Origin of the sequence: Mycobacterium sp. E802 (genome assembly GCF_001666875.1) — a bacterium.
Classification (GTDB): Bacteria; Actinomycetota; Actinomycetes; order Mycobacteriales; family Mycobacteriaceae; genus Mycobacterium.
On sequence record NZ_LZJD01000152.1, the window covers coordinates 1 to 20,474 of the forward strand.

General features: G+C 66.1%; 25 protein-coding genes and 1 pseudogene. 15 read left to right on the forward strand and 11 right to left on the reverse strand.

Annotated features, from left to right (window positions below; all coding sequences use genetic code 11):
* A pseudogene (locus tag A5699_RS21730) lies at window positions 1–210 on the forward strand (acyl-CoA synthetase); the annotation flags it as partial.
* Between the two features lies 1 nt (window position 211).
* Here A5699_RS21730 and A5699_RS21735 read toward each other — a convergent pair.
* Window positions 212–1,039, reverse strand: a complete 828-nt coding sequence (locus tag A5699_RS21735) for a family 16 glycosylhydrolase (RefSeq protein ID WP_067773710.1) — start codon at window positions 1,037–1,039, stop codon at window positions 212–214.
* Window positions 1,040–1,171: 132 nt separating this feature from the next.
* Here A5699_RS21735 and A5699_RS21740 point away from each other — a divergent pair, with 132 nt between their 5' ends.
* The gene (locus A5699_RS21740) at window positions 1,172–1,558 is read left to right on the forward strand and encodes a hypothetical protein (protein WP_067773712.1); all 387 of its coding nucleotides are present in this window, start codon (window positions 1,172–1,174) and stop codon (window positions 1,556–1,558) included.
* 23 nt (window positions 1,559–1,581) lie between these two features.
* Here A5699_RS21740 and A5699_RS21745 read toward each other — a convergent pair whose 3' ends face one another.
* The 3 genes from A5699_RS21745 to A5699_RS21755 form a co-directional block, all read right to left on the reverse strand.
* Window positions 1,582–1,956, reverse strand: coding sequence for a hypothetical protein (locus A5699_RS21745; protein ID WP_082957823.1), 375 nt, complete (start codon window positions 1,954–1,956; stop codon window positions 1,582–1,584).
* A gap of 93 nt (window positions 1,957–2,049) precedes the next feature.
* A complete protein-coding gene (locus tag A5699_RS21750; RefSeq protein WP_067773753.1) occupies window positions 2,050–3,423 on the reverse strand; it encodes a cytochrome P450 in 1,374 nt (457 codons plus the stop codon).
* A 76-nt stretch (window positions 3,424–3,499) separates the two neighbouring features.
* Window positions 3,500–3,796 (reverse strand): DUF4193 domain-containing protein, encoded by a 297-nt coding sequence (locus A5699_RS21755; protein ID WP_067773714.1) that lies wholly within the window; start codon window positions 3,794–3,796, stop codon window positions 3,500–3,502.
* 155 nt (window positions 3,797–3,951) lie between these two features.
* Here A5699_RS21755 and A5699_RS21760 point away from each other — a divergent pair, with 155 nt between their 5' ends.
* Together A5699_RS21760 and A5699_RS21765 are read left to right on the forward strand one after the other, a co-directional pair.
* Entirely contained in the window at window positions 3,952–4,242 is a 291-nt protein-coding gene (locus A5699_RS21760; RefSeq protein ID WP_231965798.1) for a hypothetical protein, read from the forward strand.
* Window positions 4,243–4,268: 26 nt separating this feature from the next.
* Window positions 4,269–5,216: a TauD/TfdA family dioxygenase gene (locus tag A5699_RS21765; RefSeq protein WP_082957824.1), complete on the forward strand. Its 948-nt coding sequence runs from the start codon at window positions 4,269–4,271 to the stop codon at window positions 5,214–5,216.
* Here the strand turns inward: A5699_RS21765 and A5699_RS21770 are convergent, their stop codons facing one another.
* From A5699_RS21770 to A5699_RS21775, 3 genes are all read right to left on the reverse strand, one after another.
* Entirely contained in the window at window positions 5,217–5,513 is a 297-nt protein-coding gene (locus A5699_RS21770) for a hypothetical protein (RefSeq protein ID WP_067773717.1), read from the reverse strand.
* Window positions 5,514–5,634: 121 nt separating this feature from the next.
* Window positions 5,635–5,778, reverse strand: a complete 144-nt coding sequence (locus A5699_RS29695) for a hypothetical protein (RefSeq protein WP_197508357.1) — start codon at window positions 5,776–5,778, stop codon at window positions 5,635–5,637.
* Entirely contained in the window at window positions 5,775–6,488 is a 714-nt protein-coding gene (locus A5699_RS21775) for an alpha/beta hydrolase (protein ID WP_197508358.1), read from the reverse strand. Before A5699_RS21775 ends, A5699_RS29695 begins: the two co-directional genes overlap by 4 nt.
* 89 nt (window positions 6,489–6,577) lie before the next feature.
* Here A5699_RS21775 and A5699_RS21780 point away from each other — a divergent pair, with 89 nt between their 5' ends.
* Both A5699_RS21780 and A5699_RS21785 read left to right on the forward strand, forming a co-directional pair.
* Window positions 6,578–8,053: an amino acid ABC transporter substrate-binding protein/permease gene (locus A5699_RS21780; protein WP_197508359.1), complete on the forward strand. Its 1,476-nt coding sequence runs from the start codon at window positions 6,578–6,580 to the stop codon at window positions 8,051–8,053.
* Window positions 8,050–8,823 (forward strand): amino acid ABC transporter ATP-binding protein, encoded by a 774-nt coding sequence (locus tag A5699_RS21785; RefSeq protein WP_067773720.1) that lies wholly within the window; start codon window positions 8,050–8,052, stop codon window positions 8,821–8,823. Before A5699_RS21780 ends, A5699_RS21785 begins: the two co-directional genes overlap by 4 nt.
* 3 nt (window positions 8,824–8,826) lie before the next feature.
* Here the strand turns inward: A5699_RS21785 and A5699_RS21790 are convergent, their stop codons facing one another.
* Window positions 8,827–9,429: a TetR/AcrR family transcriptional regulator gene (locus tag A5699_RS21790; RefSeq protein ID WP_067773723.1), complete on the reverse strand. Its 603-nt coding sequence runs from the start codon at window positions 9,427–9,429 to the stop codon at window positions 8,827–8,829.
* 101 nt (window positions 9,430–9,530) lie between these two features.
* On the opposite strand from A5699_RS21790, the gene A5699_RS21795 reads away from it, so the two are divergent.
* On the forward strand, window positions 9,531–10,418 hold the full coding sequence (locus tag A5699_RS21795) for an alpha/beta fold hydrolase (RefSeq protein WP_082957825.1): 888 nt from the start codon (window positions 9,531–9,533) through the stop codon (window positions 10,416–10,418).
* Here A5699_RS21795 and A5699_RS21800 read toward each other — a convergent pair.
* Window positions 10,391–11,032, reverse strand: coding sequence for a DUF3060 domain-containing protein (locus tag A5699_RS21800; RefSeq protein ID WP_067773726.1), 642 nt, complete (start codon window positions 11,030–11,032; stop codon window positions 10,391–10,393). The two genes, A5699_RS21795 and A5699_RS21800, sit on opposite strands and share 28 nt — an antisense overlap.
* A gap of 135 nt (window positions 11,033–11,167) precedes the next feature.
* On the opposite strand from A5699_RS21800, the gene A5699_RS21805 reads away from it, so the two are divergent.
* The 6 genes from A5699_RS21805 to A5699_RS21830 all read left to right on the forward strand — a co-directional run bounded on the left by A5699_RS21805 (window position 11,168) and on the right by A5699_RS21830 (window position 16,155).
* Complete coding sequence (locus tag A5699_RS21805; protein WP_067773729.1) at window positions 11,168–11,623, forward strand: hypothetical protein; 456 nt, start codon at window positions 11,168–11,170, stop codon at window positions 11,621–11,623.
* A gap of 7 nt (window positions 11,624–11,630) precedes the next feature.
* Entirely contained in the window at window positions 11,631–12,338 is a 708-nt protein-coding gene (locus A5699_RS21810; RefSeq protein ID WP_067773732.1) for an ABC transporter ATP-binding protein, read from the forward strand.
* Window positions 12,335–13,123 (forward strand): ABC transporter permease, encoded by a 789-nt coding sequence (locus tag A5699_RS21815; RefSeq protein WP_067773735.1) that lies wholly within the window; start codon window positions 12,335–12,337, stop codon window positions 13,121–13,123. The genes A5699_RS21810 and A5699_RS21815 overlap by 4 nt, the downstream gene beginning before the upstream one ends.
* On the forward strand, window positions 13,120–13,926 hold the full coding sequence (locus A5699_RS21820; protein WP_067773738.1) for a class I SAM-dependent methyltransferase: 807 nt from the start codon (window positions 13,120–13,122) through the stop codon (window positions 13,924–13,926). Before A5699_RS21815 ends, A5699_RS21820 begins: the two co-directional genes overlap by 4 nt.
* A gap of 40 nt (window positions 13,927–13,966) precedes the next feature.
* Window positions 13,967–14,650, forward strand: coding sequence for an ArsR family transcriptional regulator (locus A5699_RS21825; RefSeq protein WP_067773766.1), 684 nt, complete (start codon window positions 13,967–13,969; stop codon window positions 14,648–14,650).
* Between the two features lie 392 nt (window positions 14,651–15,042).
* Window positions 15,043–16,155 carry a YncE family protein gene (locus tag A5699_RS21830; protein ID WP_067773769.1) on the forward strand — a complete coding sequence of 371 codons (1,113 nt, stop codon included), beginning with the start codon at window positions 15,043–15,045 and terminating at the stop codon, window positions 16,153–16,155.
* Window position 16,156: 1 nt separating this feature from the next.
* Here the strand turns inward: A5699_RS21830 and A5699_RS21835 are convergent, their stop codons facing one another.
* Window positions 16,157–16,855, reverse strand: coding sequence for a response regulator (locus A5699_RS21835; protein WP_067773741.1), 699 nt, complete (start codon window positions 16,853–16,855; stop codon window positions 16,157–16,159).
* Complete coding sequence (locus tag A5699_RS21840) at window positions 16,852–18,447, reverse strand: ATP-binding protein (RefSeq protein ID WP_067773772.1); 1,596 nt, start codon at window positions 18,445–18,447, stop codon at window positions 16,852–16,854. The genes A5699_RS21835 and A5699_RS21840 overlap by 4 nt, the downstream gene beginning before the upstream one ends.
* Window positions 18,448–18,552: 105 nt before the next feature.
* Between A5699_RS21840 and A5699_RS21845 the strand changes: the two genes are divergently transcribed.
* Window positions 18,553–19,911 carry a cation:dicarboxylate symporter family transporter gene (locus A5699_RS21845; RefSeq protein WP_067773744.1) on the forward strand — a complete coding sequence of 453 codons (1,359 nt, stop codon included), beginning with the start codon at window positions 18,553–18,555 and terminating at the stop codon, window positions 19,909–19,911.
* A 98-nt stretch (window positions 19,912–20,009) separates the two neighbouring features.
* On the forward strand, window positions 20,010–20,318 hold the full coding sequence (locus A5699_RS21850; protein WP_067773747.1) for a hypothetical protein: 309 nt from the start codon (window positions 20,010–20,012) through the stop codon (window positions 20,316–20,318).
* Window positions 20,319–20,474: the final 156 nt, after the last annotated feature.

The following is a 20,474-nucleotide window of genomic DNA, read 5'->3' on the forward strand; positions in this document are numbered from 1 at the left end:
GACGACGTCGAGTTCGGAAAGCGGTTGCGGGCCTTCATCGTTTCCGAGCCCGGCGCCACGCAGGACCCGGCCGACATCAAGCAGTACGTCAAGGACAACCTGGCGCGCCACAAGGTGCCACGCGACGTGGTGTTCATCGACGAACTGCCGCGCAACGCCACCGGAAAGCTCCTGCGGCGGGTGTTGACCGAGATGCAGGTCGACCCCTGAACTACCAGACGCGCACGTAGTCCACGAGCATGTCGGCCGGATAGGTGCCGCCGCTCGGGTCTTCTCCACCCGATCCCGCGACCGCGAGGTTGAGCACCACGAACATCGTGTAGCCCGGTTGGTTGAACGGCCAGTCCGGCAGCTGGCTCGCCGCGACCTCGAAATAGGGCTTCGCGCCGTCGGTGTAGTCCTGCCAGAACCGGGCACCGTTGGCGTCCCACTGCGTTCGCCAGGTATGCCAGCCGGTGTCGACGGCAATGTTGTGGGTCTCCCACTCACCACCGTTGGACTTCGCGTGCACGGTGGTGGCCGAGGGCCACTTGCCGTTGCCGTACCACTCGACGATGTCGAGCTCGCCCTCACCGAGTGTGCCCAGCCAGAACGCCGGCCAAGCACCCGCGGTCAGGCAGTTGAACTTGATCCGGGCCTCCCAGGTGTGCCCCGCACCGCCCTCCCACACGCTGGCCAACTTGGCCCCGTAGTAGGTGTCGCCTTCCTTCGTGGCGCGGATGACGAGATTGCCCTTACCGTCGAGGAACGCGTTCTTACGGTCATCGCGGTACTGGCCGATACGGCCGGGTTGCTCCCAGTACGTGGGGTCCTTGATGGTCTCGCGGGCCTTGGCGATCGTCCACTTCGCCGTGTTCGGCGACGAGCCCGCCGGCCCGTCGAATTCATCGGCGAACACGTAGTTCACCGCGGACGGCGCCGGAACCCGCGGGGCCTGGGGCTTGGCGGGCAGAGCGTGGGCCTGCTGGGCGGGCAGCGCCGCCGCCATCACGCCCAGACCCGACAACATCATCATTTTTCGACGGTCCAAGTTGGCCATGGTGCACCACGATAACCCGGCACCCGCATCTACTGGCTCCCGTTGGCATGCTCACACCGGGCGCCGTCCGGTTTCAACCCTGAGCGCGATGGCTATCGCTGAGGGGAAGCTGCACCGGAATTGGAGGAGAAGATGAGCACCGACGACACCGGCGCGAGCGCCAATGACCTGGGCGGCGCCGATGACATGTTGAGCCCGATGGAGGCCACCGATTCCGACGACGTGCGCAACGACGACGGCGACGAAGTGGTCGACCCGCCGGAGGACTGGAGCGAGGCCACCAAGTTCGGTGTGTCCGCGGCCGAGGAACGTGAAGGCGAATCGCTGGATCAGCGGCTCGCCGAGGAGGAGCCGGACGTGACCGTCGACGACGTCGATCCGCGCGACGCCGACGGTGTGTCGGGTGCCGACGAGTCGATCGGTTCGGACGCCGGCCTCGACGGCCCGGGCGAGCACCACGGTCAGATCGACGGGACGCCCGAGGACGGGGACTCGCTGTTCACCGTCGTGGAGGAGTGAACCGCGGAGTGAACCGGGGCCGATCAGAAATCGGGCGTGCTGACGTCCTGGAGTGACTGCTCGGGGCCCGAGGGCGCGATGGTTCCGGGCATTTGCGATTCGGAAGGGGTGGCCTTGCCGCCGGTGGACGGCGTGCACTGCGATCCGCCGACCCCGGGTGGGCACAGGTTTGGCTCGGCAGGCGTCGAAGCCGCCGGCGGTGCCTCGGGCGAGTTGGGCACCAGGAAGGGCGTGCACGTGCCGGTGTAGACGTCGCCTTCCTCACCGGTCGGGCAGTCGGCCAGGGGAGCGACCGAGTTGTGCGGTGCGGCAGCGATTCCCGTGACCGTCGGGGCCAGCGCCACGAGCGCGAATCCGCAGGCTGCCAGTAGCCGGCCGGTCATCGGTTTTGCCGTCATCTGTTCCCGCTTTCTCCAGTCCGAACGTGGTGAGCCGAACGATCGACCTGACCGTATCGTGTCGACGCGTTCTCGGCGCGGCAGGCGCGTGGGTCAGTCGATGACCGCGGCGGCCTTGTGCTCGGTGATCGGTGCGGCCAACTGCTGCTCGTCACAGACCCGTTGCAGTTTCTCCAGTGTCTGCGCCAGACCTGGACCGCGCCGCGGGCCGGGGGTGAAGGTGGCGGGCAGATGTTGCATGCCCTGGATGACCCCGATGGTCTCGTAGTGCTTCGTGCCGGCCGGATCGCAGCGGTAATCGGGGATCCGGTCGAGCACCCCGGTGAGCATCGCCTTGAACACCGTGCGGGCCACATTGGACCCGATGCAACGGTGGACGCCGAGCCCGAAACTGAAGTGACGGTTGCCGGTGCGGTCCATCTTGAGCTCGTTCGGAGCGTCGAAGACCCGCGGATCGCGGTTGGCCATCGCCCACGACAGCCACAGCCGCTCACCTTCTTTGAGGTCGACGCCGGCCACCTCGATGTCCTCGGCCACGGTGCGGCCGTCCCCGGGGGCCGGGGTGAAGAACCGCAGAAACTCCTCGGTCGCCGAGTCGAGCAGCCGCGCGCGGTCACGACGCAACCGCTCACGCTCGTCGGGATGTTGGGACAGCCACTCCAGTGAGTGCGCGGTGAGCGCCGTGGTGGTGTCGAAGCCGCCGCCGATCAACAGCATGAGCATGCCCATGATCTCGCCCTCAGGAGCGGGTTGACCGTCGATCCGCATCCGCACCATGGCGTCGATCAACCCTGGCCGCGGCGTCTCGCGGATCACCGCAACGTGCTCCATCATGTGCACCGCCGAGGCCACGGACAGGTCGAAAACGCGCTTGGCATCGGGGGAGTCGGCGCGGGTGTACACCGATGCGTGGGCGGGCTCGCAGTAGATCTCCCACTCGGCCAGCGGGACACCGAGCAGTCCGAGCGTCAGCACCGCCGGGACAATGTTTGCCAGATCGTCGACGAAATCGATGCTGCCGCTTTCGATCTTCTCGTCCAGGCAGGCCCGCACCAGCTCATCGGCCACCGGCTTCCACCGGGCCACCGCGGCCGGCGATAGATATCCGTTGAGCGGTGTGCGGTAGGCACGGTGTTCGGGATCGTCCATCTCCAACATGCCGCCGCGAAACTGTGTGCTCGACTCGGCACGGGGAATGCTGATGCCCAAGTAGCCTTTTCGTTCGCCGAGGAAATCGAAATCGTTCGAGATGTGCGGGCAGCGGGCGAGTTCGAACACTTCGCTGCTACCGGCGGCCACCCAGTGCCCGCCATAGGTGTCGGTCCAGGCCAGCGGACAGGCAGCCAGCATCTCCGAGGTGATCGGCTCGAACTGGTCGCGGTATTGCGGAGTGTGCCGGTCGAAGTGGTAGCTGTGGCGTTCGCGTCGGGTGTCACGCCGTGGCCCGGCTGTCGCGCGGTCGGTCATCTGCACCTCCAACATCGTTGTCGGTATGCAGCTGAGAATAGGAACTATCCGCCGCGTCGTGGGCGGATCCCGGGAACTACACGCAATCGATGCAGAGCTGCTGTTCACCCTTCTGCAGGGCCAGCCGGTTGCGGTGTTGCACCAGGAAACAGCTCGAACAGGTGAACTCGTCCGCCTGCTTGGGGACGACGCGCACGCTGAGTTCCTCGCCGGTGAGGTCCGCGTCGGGCAGGTCGAACGAATCGACCACCTCATCCTCGTCGATGACCGCGGTGTTGGCCGCGGTGCGCCGCTGCGCCGCCAGCTGTTCGAGGGACTCGTCGGCCGACTCGTCGGTTTCCTTGACGCGCGGCGCGTCGTAATCGGTAGCCATGATGATCCTCCTGGTAACAGACCAATGCTTGGCCAACGCCACAGCGGGACTCGTTGTTCCCCGGGCGAACAGCCGGTAAACGTCGGATGCACGTTAGCCGTTGCAGGCCGGACAGTCGTCATCCGCCGAACGTGATTCTGGGTACAGTCTTGCCCGTGCATGACGATGTCAGGGATCCGGATGCCGAACCTTTCGACGAGCTCGACGACTATGACGCCGAGGACCTCGAGTCCAACGGTCAGGTGATCTCGATCCGCCGCGCCGACGGTGAGGAGATCCTGACCATCGTCGCCCAAGACGACGAGTGGAACGTCGATCTGCAGCCCGGCGGCTCCGTGCAGAGCGCGTTCCTGGGTTCTCGACGTGACACTCCGGTCTGGATCAACGCCCTTGAGGGGCAGATCGAGCGCGACGACGACGGCACCTACGTCATCCGTATCGACTGACGGTTGCGCTCTCACTGAGCGCAAACATGGTGTTCAGGCCCGCGCTCATCGATGGTGACGCGGTGTCCTCTCTGCGTGTAGTGAAGCTCGGCGCCCACATCGACGGAATCGACGTCAACGGAAACCTGGATGCGGACACGGTGTCCGCGATCAACGATGCCCTGCTCGAACACAAGGTCATCTTCTTCCGGAAGCAGTACCACCTCGACGACGACGGCCAGCTGGCGTTCGCCCGGCTGCTTGGTATCCCCACCGCGGCCCACCCGACCGTCACCTCACGCGGTGACCGGATCCTGCCCATCGATTCGCGCTATGACAAGGCCAACAGCTGGCACACCGACGTGACGTTCGTCGACCGCATCCCCAAGGCCTCGTTGCTCCGCGCGGTGACGCTGCCCGACTACGGCGGGACCACGACGTGGGCCTCGACCGAGGCCGCCTACGACCGGCTGCCCGAGCCGCTGCGGGTGCTGGTGGAGAACCTGTGGGCGGTGCACACCAATCAATACGACTATGCGGCCGATTACGACGGACGCCACGACGATCTCGCGGACGCCGAGAAGCAGTATCGCGACGAGTTCGTCTCCGAGTACTACGAGACCGAACATCCCGTGGTGCGGGTCCATCCCGAGACGGGTAAGCGGGTGCTGCTGCTCGGGCACTTCATCAAACAGTTCGTCGGGCTCAGCGCTGCCGAGTCGGTCACCCTGTTCCAGCTGCTGCAGAACCGGGTGATCAAGTTGGAGAACACGATTCGCTGGAACTGGGAGCCCGGCGACTTGGCGATCTGGGACAACCGGGCCACCCAGCACTACGCGGTGGCCGATTACGACGATCAGTTCCGCCGGTTGAGCCGGATCACGCTGGCCGGCGATGTCCCGGTCGACGTGCACGGTCGGCGCAGCCGGTCCGTCGCCGGTGACGCGTCGCGGTACTCCGAGGTGGTCACCCCCGTGGTGGCGCTGGCCGGCTGATCAGAGCCGGTCCATCTCACGCGCCATCAGGCTGTGTTCGAGGTAGGACATCCGCGGCGGGTAATACGGACGGACCTCCCGCGTGCGCCAGTGCGTCACCGCCGATGACACCGCGTGTGACATCGCCTCTGACATCGTCGCCATGAGGGTGTGCCGCGGCGGGGCCCCCACTGCCGCAGCGGTGCTGAACAGCACCTGTTGTTCGGTGATCAGTACGGGCTCGTGGGTGTGGACGGCCGGTGTGGTCTGTGGTGCGGCTTCGCGTCTGAGGACGGAAACCGGATGGAAAACGCTCATATCGGACTTCCTCTGAACCAGGCGCTGAACTTCCCGACGCCCTGATGCAGAAAACGTACGGCCGTTGGTGGCGTTACCTCACGAGTAGTGCACTACTCCTTTCCCCGGTTTTTCTCGCCCGTCATCGCAAGAACTTCAGGAGTCGCCGAGCCACCTCATCCGGCTGGTCCTCGGCCAGGAAATGTGTTGCGTCGACGGCGGCTCCGGATACGTCCTCGGCCCACCGTGCCCACAGCTGCAGCGGCTCGTACCACTTGTCGATCACACCGCGGGAGCCCAGAGGACCAGCAGGGGCATGGTGATCTTTCGCCCGGATTCGCGGTCGATGCGGTCCAGTTCGGAATCGATGCCAAACCCGGCCCGGTAGTCCTCACACATCGCCTCGATCGTGTGCGGCCGGCGCCACGAAAAGCGATACGCCTCCAGCGCCTCGGGGGCGAACGTCGTCACCTTCATCAGCGAGCCCTCGAAGAACGCATCCGGGTCGTGGCCGATCAGGGTCTCCGGATAGGGCGCAGGTTGCGGCAGGAAGAACCAGTGCCAGTAACCGAAACCGAAGTCGCGATCGGCAGTCTCATACATCTCGACAGTCGGCACGATATCGAGCACAGCCACCCGCGAGACCCGCCGTGGATGATCCAGTGCCATCCGGTAGGCAACCCGGCCGCCGCGGTCATGACCACACACCGCGAACCGATCGAATCCCAACTCGTCCATGGCCGCCACGAACTGAGCCGCCCAGGCCCGTTTGGAATGCGGCAGGTGATCGGCCGCTACCGGTGGTGCCTCGGACGCACCATAACCCGGGAGGTCACCGACGACGACGGTGAAGTTGCGCGCCAGCAGCGGTGCGACGGCATGCCACATGAAATGTGTCTGTGGATATCCGTGCAACAGCAGCAGCGCCGGTCCGGTACCGCCTACCCAAAGTGCAATCCCGTTGGAGGCGCGGTGGAAGTCGAAGCCATCGAACACCATCCCATTGTCGCCCCCGAATTCTCCCGTTCGGCCAGGGCTAGCGATACGGTGGGCTTCGCCATTGCCGTCCCGAGGGGAGTTGCCATATGCGAGCTGGTTCGCCACAGTCGCTTCGCAGTCGACGATCGGGCTCGCGAATACCGGTACATCTGCTCACTCTTCTGGCCCTGTTGCTCGGGGTGGCCGGCGCTGCCATGCTGGCCCCGGCCCGCGCCAGCGCCGAGGGCGAGACCTACGTCGTCGCCACCGACATCACCTTCGCGCCGTTCGAATTCCAGGATGTGGACGGCAAATTCGTCGGTATCGACATCGACCTGATCAACGAGATCGCGGCGAACCAGAAGTTCAACATCACCATCAAGCCGCTGGGCTTCGACGCGGCGCTGCAGGCCGTGCAGGCCAACCAGGCCGACGGGGTGATCGCGGGCATGTCGATCACCGACGAGCGCAAGAAGGTGTTCGACTTCTCCGACCCGTATTTCGAATCGGGTGTGCAGATGGCGGTGTTGGCCAACGACGAGGACATCAAGTCCTACGCCGACCTGCGCGGCAAACGGGTGGCGGTCAAGAACGGCACCGAGGGCGCGGAATTCGCCGAGTCGATCAAGGACAAGTACGGTTTCCAGATCGTCTCGTTCGCCGATTCGGCGTCGATGTTCGAGGAAGTCAAGACCGGTAACTCGGTGGCGATCTTCGAGGACTACCCGGTGCTGAACTACGGTATCCAGCAGGGCAACGGGTTCAAGACCGTGACGCCGAAGGAGAAGGGCTCCAGCTACGGTTTCGCGGTCAACAAGGGCCACAACGCCGAACTGCTGACGAAGTTCAACGCCGGCCTCAAGGAACTCAAGGAGTCCGGTCGTTACGACGAGATCCTCGAGAAATATCTCGGTGAAGGCGCCACCGAGGCCGACAACTCGTTCCTCGGGCTGCTCGAGAGCACATTCCCGTTCCTGATGACCGGCCTGAAGATGACGTTGATCCTGACCGTGGTCTCGATCGCCATCGCGCTGGTGCTGGGCATCATCTTCGGGCTGTTCCGGGTGTCGCGCTCGATCATCCTGCGCGGCATCGGCACCACCTACGTCGACATCTTCCGCGGCACCCCGCTGCTGGTGCAGGCGTTCTTCATCTACTTCGGTATTCCCGCGGCGTTGGGCTTCCAGATGACGGCGCTGACCGCAGGCATCATCACGCTCTCGCTCAACGCCGGGGCGTACATGACCGAGATCGTCCGCGGCGGAATCCAATCCGTGGACAAAGGTCAGATGGAGGCCGCCCGCAGCCTGGGCATCGGCTATCTGCCCACGATGCGCAAAGTGATTCTGCCGCAGGCGGTTCGCACGATGATTCCGTCGTATGTCAACCAGTTCGTCATCACCCTCAAGGACACGTCGATCCTGTCGGTGATCGGCATCGCCGAGCTGACCCAGACCGGCCGGCTGATCATCGCGCGCAACTACCAGTCGTTCACCATGTGGCTGATCATCGGCATCATCTACTTCATCGTCATCATGGCGCTCACGAAGCTCTCGGATCGACTCGAGAAGAGGATCAAATGACGCAGTTGGTACCGGAAGCCGCCGCCGCCGAGCCCGAAGGCACGGTAAAGATCCGGATCGAGGGGTTGAAGAAGTCGTTCGGCGATCTGGTGGTCCTCGACGGCATCGACACCACGATCAGCAAGGGTGAGGTGGTGTGCGTCATCGGCCCGTCGGGGTCGGGCAAATCCACCTTCCTACGCTGCCTCAACAAGCTCGAGGACATCACCGCCGGCAAGGTCACCGTCGACGGGTTCGACCTCACCGCCCGCAAAGTGGACCTGGACAAGGTGCGCCAGCACATCGGCATGGTGTTCCAGCACTTCAACCTGTTTCCACACATGACGGTGATCGACAACGTCACGCTGGCACCGCTGTTGACCAAGAAGATGGACAAGGCCGCCGCCGAGAAGCGGGCCATGGAGCTGCTGACCCAGGTGGGCCTGGCCGACAAGGCCCACGTCAAGCCGGCCACATTGTCCGGTGGACAGAAGCAGCGCGTCGCGATCGCGCGGGCACTGGCGATGAACCCGTCGATCATGCTGTTCGACGAGGCCACCAGCGCGCTGGATCCCGAGATGGTCGGCGACGTGCTGGAAGTGCTGCGGGACCTGGCCGAGGGCGGCATGACGATGGTGGTGGTCACCCACGAGATGGGCTTCGCCCGCGAGGTGGCCTCCCGGGTGATCTTCATGTGCGACGGCAACATCGTCGAGGACGCGCCGCCGGCCGAGCTTTTCGACAACCCCAAACACCCTCGGCTGCAAGAGTTTTTGTCGAAGGTGCTGTAGCGGTCAGCGCGTGAACAAGCCGTCGACCAATGCCCTGGCCACCACGCCGGCATCGTGACGGGCCGCGGCCGGGTCGTCGGCGGTCGCGATGAGCAGTGCAGCCTCGTCCAGCGCGCCGATGATCATCGAAGCGAGCGTGTCCACCGGTAGGTCGGGGAGCTCACCATCGGCGATCGCGGTGCGCAACCCGTCACGCAGCGCGCCGAGGTAGTTGCGATTGTCGATCTCGCGCATCTGCGCGAAACCGAGTGCGGCCGGTGCCTCGAGCACACTGACCCGCGCCACGGTGGGGTCCAGACACCCGTCGAGGAACTCCTCGATACCGGCCTCGAGTTGGGCGCGGCCGGTGGTGTGTGCGGCGGCCGCAGGCAGGACCCGCTGGGCGAGTTGGCCTTCGACATCCTCGTAGACTGCCCGGAACACCGCCTCTTTGGTGGGGAAGTGGTAGTACAGCGCATTGCGGGTGACCGCCGCGACGCGCGCGATGTCTCCGGTGGACACCGCCGAATAACCGCGCTCGACGAATTGTGCGCGTGCCGCTGCGACCAGTGCCGACCGCGTGGCTTCGCTGCGCTGCTCGCGGCCGTCGCGGGACTCGTTGCTCACCGAGAAATTTTAACAACCTGTATGTATTGATGTTTACCAATCCATGTGTTTGCATACAGTCTGTATTGATTTACTGGTGCTCGCGGTGAAGGGACGGTCGGATGAACACGCTCAGCTCCCGGCGACTGGTACAGCTGCCCTGCGGACCGGTCGGTGTGCGGGAATGCGGCAGCGGCCTCCCCGTCGTGCTCCTGCACGGACTCGTCGCCAATGGCTTGGTCTGGCGCCACGTGGTGGCCGGTCTCGGAGATGGGATCCGCTGTATCGCACCCGATCTGGCGATGGGATCACACACCCCCGCTCTGCCCGACGCCGACGTGACCCTGCCGGGCCTGGCTCAAACAGTCGTCGACCTGCTCGACGCACTCGGAATCGAGCAGGCCGTAGTCGTCGGCAACGGATACGGCGGCGATATCGCCCAGGTGGCCGCCGTGACCCATCCCGAGCGGGTCGAGGCGCTGGTCCTCGTCGCCACCAACGCATTCGATTCCGACCCGTGGCCGGTGAAGCTCCTGGCCACACTGGCCGGGCTGCCCGGGGCCGGGCTGTTGCAGTCGGTGGGCATCGGGCTCAGGGGAGTGCAACGCCTGCGGGTGACCTATGGCGGCGCAACCAAACGGCCGATCCCACCCGACATCATGGCCGACTATGTGGGGCCGTTGCGCAGTGATCCCTTGGTGCGCAACGATTTACGTCGCTTCCTGCAGGGGTTGTCGCCCGACTACCTGGCGAAGTATTCACCGCAACTGGCGGAGTACGACCGGCCGGCCCTGGTGGTGTGGCCGCGTGAGGAGCGGTATTTCCCGGCCGAAGGTGCGGCCCGGCTGGCCCGGACGCTGCCCCAGGCCACGCTGGAATTCGTCGACGACTCCTACGCCTGGGTCCCGGAAGACAATCCGGCCCCGCTGATCGGGCTGCTGCAGACGTTTCTGCGCCGCCTCGAGGGTGTGCCCGGGGCGGATCAGCCCGGCTCGACGACGTTGGACTGACCCGACTTGCTCACCTCGGGTTGCCCGCTGCGGTAGGTGACCCGGTTCTCGAATCCGGAGACGCCGATGGTGTCGGCCGACTCGACCTCGATGACGTTGTTCACGCCGGATACGGTCACGGCGATGCAGTGCCCGGTGATCTGCAGCTGATTCTCGACGCCGCTGACGATCACGGTGCTGTCCTGGCACTCAACTGTCCGGTGCTCGCCGATACCCGAGACGATCACCGTTTGCCCGGGTGAAACCTGGCTCGGTGCAAGCGGTTCGGACGCCGGAGCGCGGATGGCGGTGGATTGGCTGTCGGAGAACGAGTCGGCGGAGCCGGACTTCTCGCCGGCGTTGTCGAAGAACACAAAAGCGGCGATGGCACCGGCGACGAGCAGCGACGACAACAGCGCGAACAGGATCACGAACGGTGCCGCATTGGACTTGCGCTGCGGCGGTGCCGGATATGGCGGGTAGGGCTCATAGCCCGGCCATGGTGCCGGCGGCCCGGGTGGGGGCGGGGGAAAGCTGCCGGAACCGTGAGTGCCCAGCTCCGAGGTGCGTGCCGTTTCGGCCAGCGGGCGCTCCAGTTCCCGGATGCGCGCCTCGGGATCGTCCTTCGAGTCCATCCGCAGATGCTCGCACGTCGCTCATGGTGTCGGGAGTAAACGGCACGCGCGACGCTCCGCACGAAGGTATTGCCTTAGGCTAACCAAACTTCTAGGGTTAACCGCATACTTTTCCTCTAAATTAAGGAATCGCTGATGAAGCGCCTGTTTTCGCTGGTCGCCAGCGTCATTGCGGTCTCGCTCCCCGTCGCCTTCGCGCCGCCGGCTGCTGCCGAGGACTTCGCGATCACCGCTGCGGTGCCGACGCTGGAGGATCTCAACGCCCAGATCCAGCTACTCGTGGCAAGCCAGGCGCCGGATCACGTCAAAGCCGCACAGCTCGAAGGCGGTCCGCGGGCGGTCATCGTGCCGAAGATGGTCTACCGGCTCGGTATCTTCCGCGCCCCGAAGGGCTCGGCCCTGGTGACCCGACCGGAAACCCATGACGGCACCAGCCACACCGCGGTGATCAACGGCAGCCGTCAGGGCCAGCCCACCTTGCAGATCCCCGCCGAATGGCGGTACATCGACGGGCAGTGGAAGCTTGCGAGCAAGTCGATGTGCAACGGCATCTCGACTCTGGGGCTACCCATTCCGTGCAACTTCCAGTGATCCACCGATGATCGACGTCCGCGGTGTGACCAAGGCCTTCGGTGGCATTCCCGCCCTGGTCGACGTCACCACATCGTTCCCGGCCGGAACGGTCACCGGATTGCTCGGCCTCAACGGCGCAGGAAAGACCACGCTGCTACGGCTCATCGCCGGGGTCGAACGACCCGATCACGGCACGATCACGTTGTGTGACAAGAAGATTGGTGACCACGCGGACCCCATGGGAGCGCTCGGCGTGCATTTCGACCCGTCGACCATGGACCCGCGGCACACCGCGCAGCGCCACCTGTCGTGGCTGGCAGCATTGGGCGACGTGGCCGGTGCCCGCATCGACGAGGTGCTCGACCAGGTCGGGCTGGCCGAACAGAGGCATCGCCGCATTGCGCAACTGTCGATGGGCGCTCGTCAGCGGCTGGCGATCGCCGGCGCCTTGCTCGCCGAACCGCAGGCACTGATCTTCGACGAACCGGTCAACGGGCTGGATGTGCCGGGCATCGTCTGGCTGCGAGACCTGTTGCGGCGGTTGGCCGCCGAAGGGCGCACCGTCGTGGTGGCCAGTCATCTACTCGGCGAGGTGGCGCTGACCGCCGACCGGCTGTTGGTGCTGGAACACGGTCGGATCGCCGCGGCGGGCAGCATCGACGAGATCGTGCCGGCCGGTACCGACCCGCGCCGGCACCTGGAGGCACTGCTGCTCGGAATGGCCGACGCATGACCGGGCATGTGCTGCGAAGCATGCGCGCCGAGATGACCCGCACCGGAGGTCGCGGCCCACTGTGGAACGTTCTGGTCCCGGCGGCGGTGATCGTGCCCGCGGCGATCACGTTCCTGATCGCCGTTGTGGCAGAACGATTCGCGCGCATCCCGGGTCAAAGTTATGTCCAACAGGTGTCGACCACCAACGCGGCCTACTGGGTGATCACCGTGACCGTGGTGCTGTCCGCGCTGGCGTCGGCCTACGGTCAGGCCCACGAATTCAGGGCCGGCGCACACCAGTACGTGCGTTTCGCGCTGCCGCGCACCTGGTCGGCGATGATGGGAAAGTGGCTGTTCTACGGCACTCTCGGCGCCGCGTTGTCGGCGGCGATGGTGGTGCTGGTACTCGTCGCCCTGCCCCGGGTGTCCGCGCTGGTCTACGGACAGGTGTCGGTGACCGATCCGCACGGCCTGCGCCTGGTGTGGACCGTGCCGGTCTACGCGTTCTTCGCGGCCGGCCTCGGCCTCGGCGTGGGCGCCCTGATCCGGACACCCGCAGCGGCGGTCGGCGCGATCCTGTTCTGGGTGTACGTGATCGAAACCGCCGTCGGCTACCTGCCCGGCGGCTACTCACTGCAACGTTTCATGCCCTTTCTCAACGGCGTCTACGCCACCGGGCAGGACATCGTCCTGAACCCGCCGTGGGGGCAGAACCTCGCCTTGGCGTACACGTGCGCCCTGTTTTCCGTTGTCCTGCTGTGCAGTACGTGGTGCACGGCCCGTAGAGGAGGTATCACGAAATGACGGGCAAGAACGAACTGCCGCTTCCGCAGCGCTCCGACGCCGACCTGCCCGGGCACTGGCTGCTGGCCCGGCTGGGCAAGCGGGTGCTTCGGCCCGGCGGGCTGGAGCTGACCACGCGGCTGCTGGCCGCGGCCCGGATCGGCAGCGCAGACGTCGTCGAACTCGGACCGGGGCTGGGCCGCACCGCCACCGACATCGCCGCACAGCGGCCCCGCTCGTACGTCGGGGTCGACGACAGCTCGGCCACCTCCGCACTCGTGCAGAAAGCGGTGGCCGCCACCGGCGGCCGGCTGATCGATGCCGATGCCGCCGACACGGGTCTGGATGCCGGCTCGGCCGACGTCGTCGTCGGTGAGGCCATGCTGACCATGCAGGGGGACAAGGCCAAGCGGGCCATCGTCGAGGAGGCGTTCCGGGTGTTGCGCCCGGGCGGCCGCTACGCCATCCACGAACTGGCCCTGATGCCCGACGGCCTGGACGAGGCGATCAAGGAGGACATCCGCCGCGAGATGGCCAGGGCCATCAAGGTCAACGCGCGACCGCTGACCGTGGCCGAGTGGACCGAGCTGCTGACCAGTGCGGGTTTCGAGGTGGCCGAGGTGGACCGGGCGCCGATGGCCCTGCTGCAACCGCGCCGCGTGGTCGCCGACGAAGGCCTGCTCGGCGCGCTGCGGATCGTCGGCAACGTGCTGACCCATCCAGATGCCCGAAAGCGCGTGCTGCACATGCGCAGAACTTTCAATCGCTACCGTGAGCAGCTGACCGCGGTGGCGATCGTTGCGGTGGTGCCTGGTTCTGCCTAGGCGTGGGATCGCCATGACATCCGAGGTGCATGATGTGTCCATGCCCCGGCATCGTGAACGCGTCGACTCTGACCGGGCGGCCGGACAGCAACGGCACCGGGTCGCCGACCTCCTGCGGGCCGCGGACAATCCCCTCGACGCCCGGCAGATCGCCGAGGCGCTGCAGATCCACATCACCACCGCCCGTTTCCACCTCAGCACGCTGGAAGGACAGGGCGTCATCCGCCGCGCCGCGGCGAGTCCTGCCGCCGGGCGGGTGGGCCGGCCGAGGTTGACGTATGAAATCGTCCCGCGCCTCGACTACGCCGACATCGTCGCGTTGTTCGCCCGGCACCTGGGTGGTTCACCCGAGGAACGCGAAGAGCGTGCACTGCGCATCGGCGCCGACCTGGCGCACCGGGTGCGGGTGGCGCGTCGTCGCGCTGAGACGTCGCTTTCCGATCTTGTCGTGGCCACGCTCGGCGAACTGGGATTCCAGGTTCGTTCGGTGCTGAGTTCGTTCGGCGAGGTGTCCGTGGAGATCTGCACGTGCCCGCTGGCCGAGGTCGCGGCGGCCTCACCCGAGGTGGTCCGCGGCATCCAGCAGGGCATGATCCAGGAAGTGATCGATTTGAACGCCGAGGTGGTCGGGGGCCGATACACCGCGACCGTACGGCCCGACGCACGGCATGGATCGTGCGAGGTGAACCTGGTGCTGCGCCCGGCACATCTTTCACAGCGGTAACACGCGTTACGCGTTGCGCCGGGCGTTCCGATCTTGACGCTGCGGAAAGTTTGCTGGAGTGTCGGGATGTGATCTACCGCTCACTTTTGCCCGCGAGGATAAGAAACGGTATCGACGGGCCCGGTTGCCGCCAATTATGTGATGCGCATTAAATACGGCGAAAAGCCTGGTAACAGGCATTTAATCGATCAAAGCCAAAAGGTAACAAGTCGATAACGAAGAATTTCTTAAGCGCATCCTGAGAGACTGTTGTCAGCTTCGCGATATTCGCTGCGAAGTCGTTCAGGAGCTGTCGGTTTCGTCGCTAGACTCAATGCAACCGCGCCACTCCCGGCGCAGATGACTGAAATCTAGAGCCGGTGGAACTCTCACCGGCGGAGGTGCCGACACAGATGGCAAAGAACTTTTTGCGTGCGCTGACCGAGGCCGCGCGCTCTGGCCGTGAAGCCCGCCGAAATCACGGAGTCATCGATGACCTGCCGGTCCGCGGCATCACCTTCGACGGCGCGCTCGACGACTTTGACGTCGCCGGTGTGGCCGAGGTCGGTCGTGGCGCGATCGGGGACATCGCCGTCGATCCCGACCGCGAAAACGTGGTGGTCACCAACGTCACCAATCAGAGTCTGACCGTGATCAATCCCCACACCATGGGTGTGGTGGGTTCGGTGCGCCTGCCCGGGGATCCGTTCCACGTCGTGGTCGCCGACGACCGCGCCTATGTCAGTGTCGCCGGGGCCGCACACGACTCGATCCTGACGGTCGACACCCTCACCGGCGCGGTGCTCAACGAGTACCCGCTGGCCATGACCGTCACGGCCATGGCCATCAGCCCCGACGGCAAGCGCGTGTTCGCCGGCCGCGCCGGCCACGAGCGCATCGACATCGCCGTCATCGACACCACCGCCGAGCGCGTCGGCACCATCGACATCGCGACCGGCGCCGGCGTCAACCTCGATGCGCTCCAGGTCGACTCGACCGGTAAGCGCCTGCTCGCGGCCACCTCTGACCCCCGCGGCAGCCGCCTGGTCGTCGTCAACACCGAGACCGCTCAGGTGCAGGCGACGGTGTGGGTCGGCGCCCCGATCCGCGATGTGGCGATCGGCGACGGTATCGCCTACGTGCTGACCTCCGACCTCACCCACCGGGGTGTGGTGCACACCGTGGATCTGTCCGCGGCCACCGTGGTGGACGCGGTCGAGGTCGCCGGCGCGCCCACCGAACTGGTGCTCAGCGCCGACGCCACCCGTGCCTACCTCGTCGACTACAACCGCGTCGTCGTGTGGTGCGCCCTGACCGGCCAGGTCCAGGGCAGCATCGACGTGCATGCGGAGCCCGCGGCGGTCGCCCTACGCCACGACGGCACACGGCTGTACGTCGCCAACTATGCCGGCCGGGTGAACGCCTTCGAGGTGGCCGAATCGCTGTACTCGCAGCTGGTGGCGACGGACGCGGTCGAGATCGCGGCGATGCCGGCGATGCCCGCCCTGGAGCCCGCCGGCGCCTGATTCAGCGCCACCGGTAGCGGGTGCGGGGCCGCCCGGCCTTGCCGTATTCGGTGTGCCGCACGACGGTCCCGTCGTCGGCCAGGCGCTCGAGATAGCGCCACGCCGTCACCCGCGACACCCCGACGCGTTTGGCCGCCTCATCGGCCGTCAATCCGGCGGGCTTGTCGCGCACCGCAGTGGCGATCTCCTCTGTGGTATGCGGGGCCGCCCCTTTCGGCGCCGATCTCGCGGATTCTCCTGAGGCGACGCGCAATTCGGCCAGCGCCCGGTCGACCTCGGCCTGGCTGGCCGCATCGGTTCCGGACGGCAACGCCGAACGGTAGCGGCGGTAGCGTTCCAGCCGATCGCGAAACGCCGCGAACGTGAACGGTTTGAGCAGATAAGCCAGGGCACCGTGGGCCACCGCGGCGCGCACCATCTCCAGGTCACGCTCGGAGGTGATGGCGATGATGTCGGGTGCCGGCCGCAGCCCGGAAAGCCCGGACGCCAAGGAGATTCCACTGGCATCGGGCAAACCGATGTCCAGCAGCACGAGATCCACCGGATGCTCGGAGGCTGCCGCCGCGGCGGCCGCCCGCATCGCGTCGCGGGCCGTGTGTGCCACCGCTACCATCGAAAAGCCTTGCAGCCGAGCGAGGTAGGCCTGATGGGCCTCGGCGATCAGCGGATCGTCCTCGACGATCATCACATTGATCCTCATGCGTGCCGCGCGACCGGAATCGTGGCAGTCACGACAGAACCGTACGTCACGTCGGCGGTCAGCGTGCCGGAATGCCGTGTGACCACCTGCGCCACCAACGCCAGCCCGAGACCATGGCCGGCGATGTCGCCGGATTTCGTGGAATAGCCACGCTGCATGGCCTTTTCGAAGGTGTCCGCATCCATGCCGGGGCCGCTTTCGGCGACCTGGATCACCAACTGCTGATCCTCCTGGTTCACCGTGACCTCGACCCATGGATCGTCACGGTCACAGGCATCCATCGCATTGTCGATCAGATTACCCAGCACCGTCACCATCTCCTGCCCCGACAGCGCGGCGTCATCGGACAGCTGGGTGTCCTCGGTGACGGTCAGGGTGATCCCGCGCTCGTCGGCTTGCGCGGTCTTGCCGAGCAGCAGCGCCACCAGGGCCGGCTCACCCACCGCCGCCGACAGCCGGTCCACCAGGCGCTGTGACAACTCCAACTCACTGGTGGCGAACCGGACCGCGTCGTCGGGCCGGCCCATCTCCACCATGGTGACCACGGTGTGCAGCTTGTTGGCCGACTCATGCGCCTGTGCCCGCAACGAATCGGCCAGTACCTGCAGCGAGTTGAGTTCACCCAGGGCGCCCTGCAGTTCGGTGCGATCACGGATCGTGACCACCTCGGATCGGCTTCGCGCCTGCCCGCCGGGACCCGGGTCGGCGACGTGGGCCCGGTTGACCACCAGCACCCGATCGGCGGTGACGTGCACCTCGTCGCGGGCGCCCGGGTCGGCCTGGCGCAGGAACGCCGGCAGATCCTGTGCCCGTACCGGGCCGGGCGGCAGGCCGAGCAAGCGGCGGGCTTCGTCGTTCACCAACGCCACCCCGTCGCGGTCGAGCACGATGAGCCCCTCGGACACCGAATGCAGGATCGCGTCGTGGTGGTCGTACATCACCCGCAGCTCGGCGGGGCCCAGGCCGTGGGTCTGGCGCAACAGCCGGCGCCGGATCGCCCACCCGCCGATCAACGAAACACCCAGTGCGGCCGCGGTTACCGCGGCGATCACCGGGACCTGTGCCCGCCAGCGTTGGGCCAGCGTCTGCTGGGTGATCCCGGCCGAGACCAGGCCCACGATGCGTCCGTCGCGGCCACGGACCGGCGCGATGGTGCGCACCGACGGACCCAGTGTCCCGGTGTACACCTCGGTGAACGTCTCCCCGCGCAGTGCGGGCGCGACCGTGCCCAGGTAATGCCCGCCGATCTCGCCGGGATCGGTGTGGGTGAACCGGATGCCCTCCGGGGACATGATCGTGATGAACGCGATATCGGTACTCGTGCGCACGGCCTCGGTGACCGGCTGCAAAACCTCTGTGGCCGTTCCCGATTCGATCGCCGCCGCGGTCGAAGGCGAATCGGCCAGGGCCGTGGCGATGCCGATCACCTGCTGGCGCGCCGCGTCGGCGCCGTCACGGCGGGCGTCGAGCAGGGCCAGGGTGGAACCGGCCAGCACCACAACCACGACCACGAGGATTTGCAGCGCGATGGCCTGCCCGGCCAGCGAATGCGGCCAGGCCCGGACCGACAGACGCCGCCACCAGCGCGCCACCACATCTCCGATCGCATGAACGTAATGAACTAAATCGTGACCTGGCTCACCCTATGGTCGAAGGTACTGGTACAGCGCATTCGAAGTCGAACTGGAGGTGCACCGATGACTGTGTCGACAGAGTCGCGACCCGAGCCGGCGTCCCCGCGTCGCGACCGCACGCACTGGCTCTACATCGCGGTCATCGCGGCCGTCGTCGTCGGTGTGGTGGTCGGGCTCGTCGCTCCTGAGGTGGGCAAGAGCGTCGGCGTGCTCGGCACCATGTTCGTCAACCTGATCAAGATGATGATCGGTCCGATCATCTTCTGCACGATCGTGTTGGGCATCGGCTCGGTACGCAAGGCCGCCACCGTCGGGAAAGTCGGTGGCCTGGCCTTCGGCTACTTCCTGGCCATGTCCACGATCGCGCTGACCATCGGTCTGGTGGTGGGCAACCTGATCCACCCGGGCAGCGGCATGCACCTGTCGGAGGGCTCGGCAGGCAAGGGCGCCGAGCTCGCGGAGAAGGCGCACGAGGCCGGCGGACTGATGGACTTTGTCCAGGGCATCATTCCCGAGACCCTGTTCTCGTCGCTGACCGCCGGAAGCGTGCTGCAGGCCCTGTTCGTCGCGCTGCTGGTCGGATTCGCGTTGCAGGGCATGGGCAGCGCCGGTGAACCGATCCTGCGCGGTATCGAGCACCTGCAGAAGCTCGTGTTCAAGGTGCTGATCATGATCCTGTGGCTGGCACCGATCGGCGCGTTCGGCGCGATCGCCAACGTCGTCGGGCAGACCGGCTGGACCGCCGTCACCCAACTGCTCACCCTGATGCTGGGCTTCTACGTGACCTGCGTGCTGTTCGTGTTCGGTGTGCTCGGCATCCTGCTGCGCGCGGTGTCGGGCGTGTCCATCTTCAAACTGGTGCGATACCTGGCCCGCGAGTACCTGCTGATCTTCTCGACCTCGTCGTCGGAGTCGGCGCTGCCGCGGCTGATCGCCAAGATGGAGCACCTGGGTGTCGACCGCAGCACCGTCGGTGTCGTTGTGCCGACCGGATATTCGTTCAACCTCGACGGCACCGCCATCTACCTGACCATGGCGGCGCTGTTCATCGCCGACGCGATGAGCGCCCCGATGTCGGTCGGGCAGCAGATCGGTCTGCTGGTGTTCATGATCGTCGCGTCGAAGGGGGCCGCCGGTGTGACGGGCGCCGGATTGGCCACCCTGGCCGGCGGCCTGCAGGCCCATCGCCCTGATCTGCTCGACGGAGTCGGCCTGATCGTCGGGATCGACCGGTTCATGTCCGAAGCGCGTGCGGTGACCAACTTCTCCGGCAACGCGGTGGCCACCCTGCTGGTCGGCTCGTGGACGCACACCGTGGACAAGGACAAGGTGGACGCGGTGCTGCGGGGTGACGATCCGTTCGACGAACTCACCATGGTCGACGACCACGCCACCGAGACCCGCGAACCTGCTCCCGCCTAGCCGGCGGCTGCGTTGAACTCGCAAGCGTCCTCGCCCGTAACAACCGGGAGGACATCACCGAAAGAGTGAATGCGAGAACGTAGAAAGAAGACACGGTCATGCGAGGTTCAATCGTCATGCTGGCCGCGTCGGGGGCGGCAATGAGTGCGGTTCTGTCGACCGCCGTTCCGGCACACGCCGATTCACCGGTGGTGACCATCGGTCAGCTGGAAGCCGAGGGATTTCACGTCAACGTCGATCGCATCGGCAATGCGCCCCTGGATCAGTGCACGGTCACCAGCGTGCGTAATCCGCAGCGCGTCGGGCAGTTGCTGCCCTACGTCGGGCCGGGCCTCGGTGGTGATCGCATCCTCGTGCCCGCGGTCACCAGCCAGACGGTGTCGGTCTCGTTGAACTGCCAGCGCTGAGGATCATCCCGAGCAATCCAGTGACACTGTGATGGTGCGTCGCACCACCACGGGTATGAGGTCGAATTCCTTGCCGTTCTTGCCGAACCGTTCGACCCGGATGAACCTGGTCTGATCCTGGGGGTTGCGCACGCTGGTGACCGTGCACTGATCCAG

Coding starts and splice junctions, on each gene's coding strand:
- A5699_RS21770 (WP_067773717.1), bottom strand. CDS start 5,513: ATGAGCGTTTTCCATCCGGTTTCCGTCCTCAGACGCGAAGCCGCACCA.
- A5699_RS21750 (WP_067773753.1), bottom strand. CDS start 3,423: ATGACCGACCGCGCGACAGCCGGGCCACGGCGTGACACCCGACGCGAA.
- A5699_RS21830 (WP_067773769.1), top strand. CDS start 15,043: ATGGCAAAGAACTTTTTGCGTGCGCTGACCGAGGCCGCGCGCTCTGGC.
- A5699_RS21850 (WP_067773747.1), top strand. CDS start 20,010: ATGCGAGGTTCAATCGTCATGCTGGCCGCGTCGGGGGCGGCAATGAGT.
- A5699_RS21805 (WP_067773729.1), top strand. CDS start 11,168: ATGAAGCGCCTGTTTTCGCTGGTCGCCAGCGTCATTGCGGTCTCGCTC.
- A5699_RS21755 (WP_067773714.1), bottom strand. CDS start 3,796: ATGGCTACCGATTACGACGCGCCGCGCGTCAAGGAAACCGACGAGTCG.
- A5699_RS21785 (WP_067773720.1), top strand. CDS start 8,050: ATGACGCAGTTGGTACCGGAAGCCGCCGCCGCCGAGCCCGAAGGCACG.
- A5699_RS21740 (WP_067773712.1), top strand. CDS start 1,172: ATGAGCACCGACGACACCGGCGCGAGCGCCAATGACCTGGGCGGCGCC.
- A5699_RS21825 (WP_067773766.1), top strand. CDS start 13,967: ATGCCCCGGCATCGTGAACGCGTCGACTCTGACCGGGCGGCCGGACAG.
- A5699_RS21815 (WP_067773735.1), top strand. CDS start 12,335: ATGACCGGGCATGTGCTGCGAAGCATGCGCGCCGAGATGACCCGCACC.
- A5699_RS21800 (WP_067773726.1), bottom strand. CDS start 11,032: ATGGACTCGAAGGACGATCCCGAGGCGCGCATCCGGGAACTGGAGCGC.
- A5699_RS21745 (WP_082957823.1), bottom strand. CDS start 1,956: ATGACGGCAAAACCGATGACCGGCCGGCTACTGGCAGCCTGCGGATTC.
- A5699_RS21810 (WP_067773732.1), top strand. CDS start 11,631: ATGATCGACGTCCGCGGTGTGACCAAGGCCTTCGGTGGCATTCCCGCC.
- A5699_RS21845 (WP_067773744.1), top strand. CDS start 18,553: ATGACTGTGTCGACAGAGTCGCGACCCGAGCCGGCGTCCCCGCGTCGC.
- A5699_RS21735 (WP_067773710.1), bottom strand. CDS start 1,039: ATGGCCAACTTGGACCGTCGAAAAATGATGATGTTGTCGGGTCTGGGC.
- A5699_RS21765 (WP_082957824.1), top strand. CDS start 4,269: ATGGTGTTCAGGCCCGCGCTCATCGATGGTGACGCGGTGTCCTCTCTG.
- A5699_RS21780 (WP_197508359.1), top strand. CDS start 6,578: ATGCGAGCTGGTTCGCCACAGTCGCTTCGCAGTCGACGATCGGGCTCG.
- A5699_RS21835 (WP_067773741.1), bottom strand. CDS start 16,855: ATGAGGATCAATGTGATGATCGTCGAGGACGATCCGCTGATCGCCGAG.
- A5699_RS21795 (WP_082957825.1), top strand. CDS start 9,531: ATGAACACGCTCAGCTCCCGGCGACTGGTACAGCTGCCCTGCGGACCG.
- A5699_RS21820 (WP_067773738.1), top strand. CDS start 13,120: ATGACGGGCAAGAACGAACTGCCGCTTCCGCAGCGCTCCGACGCCGAC.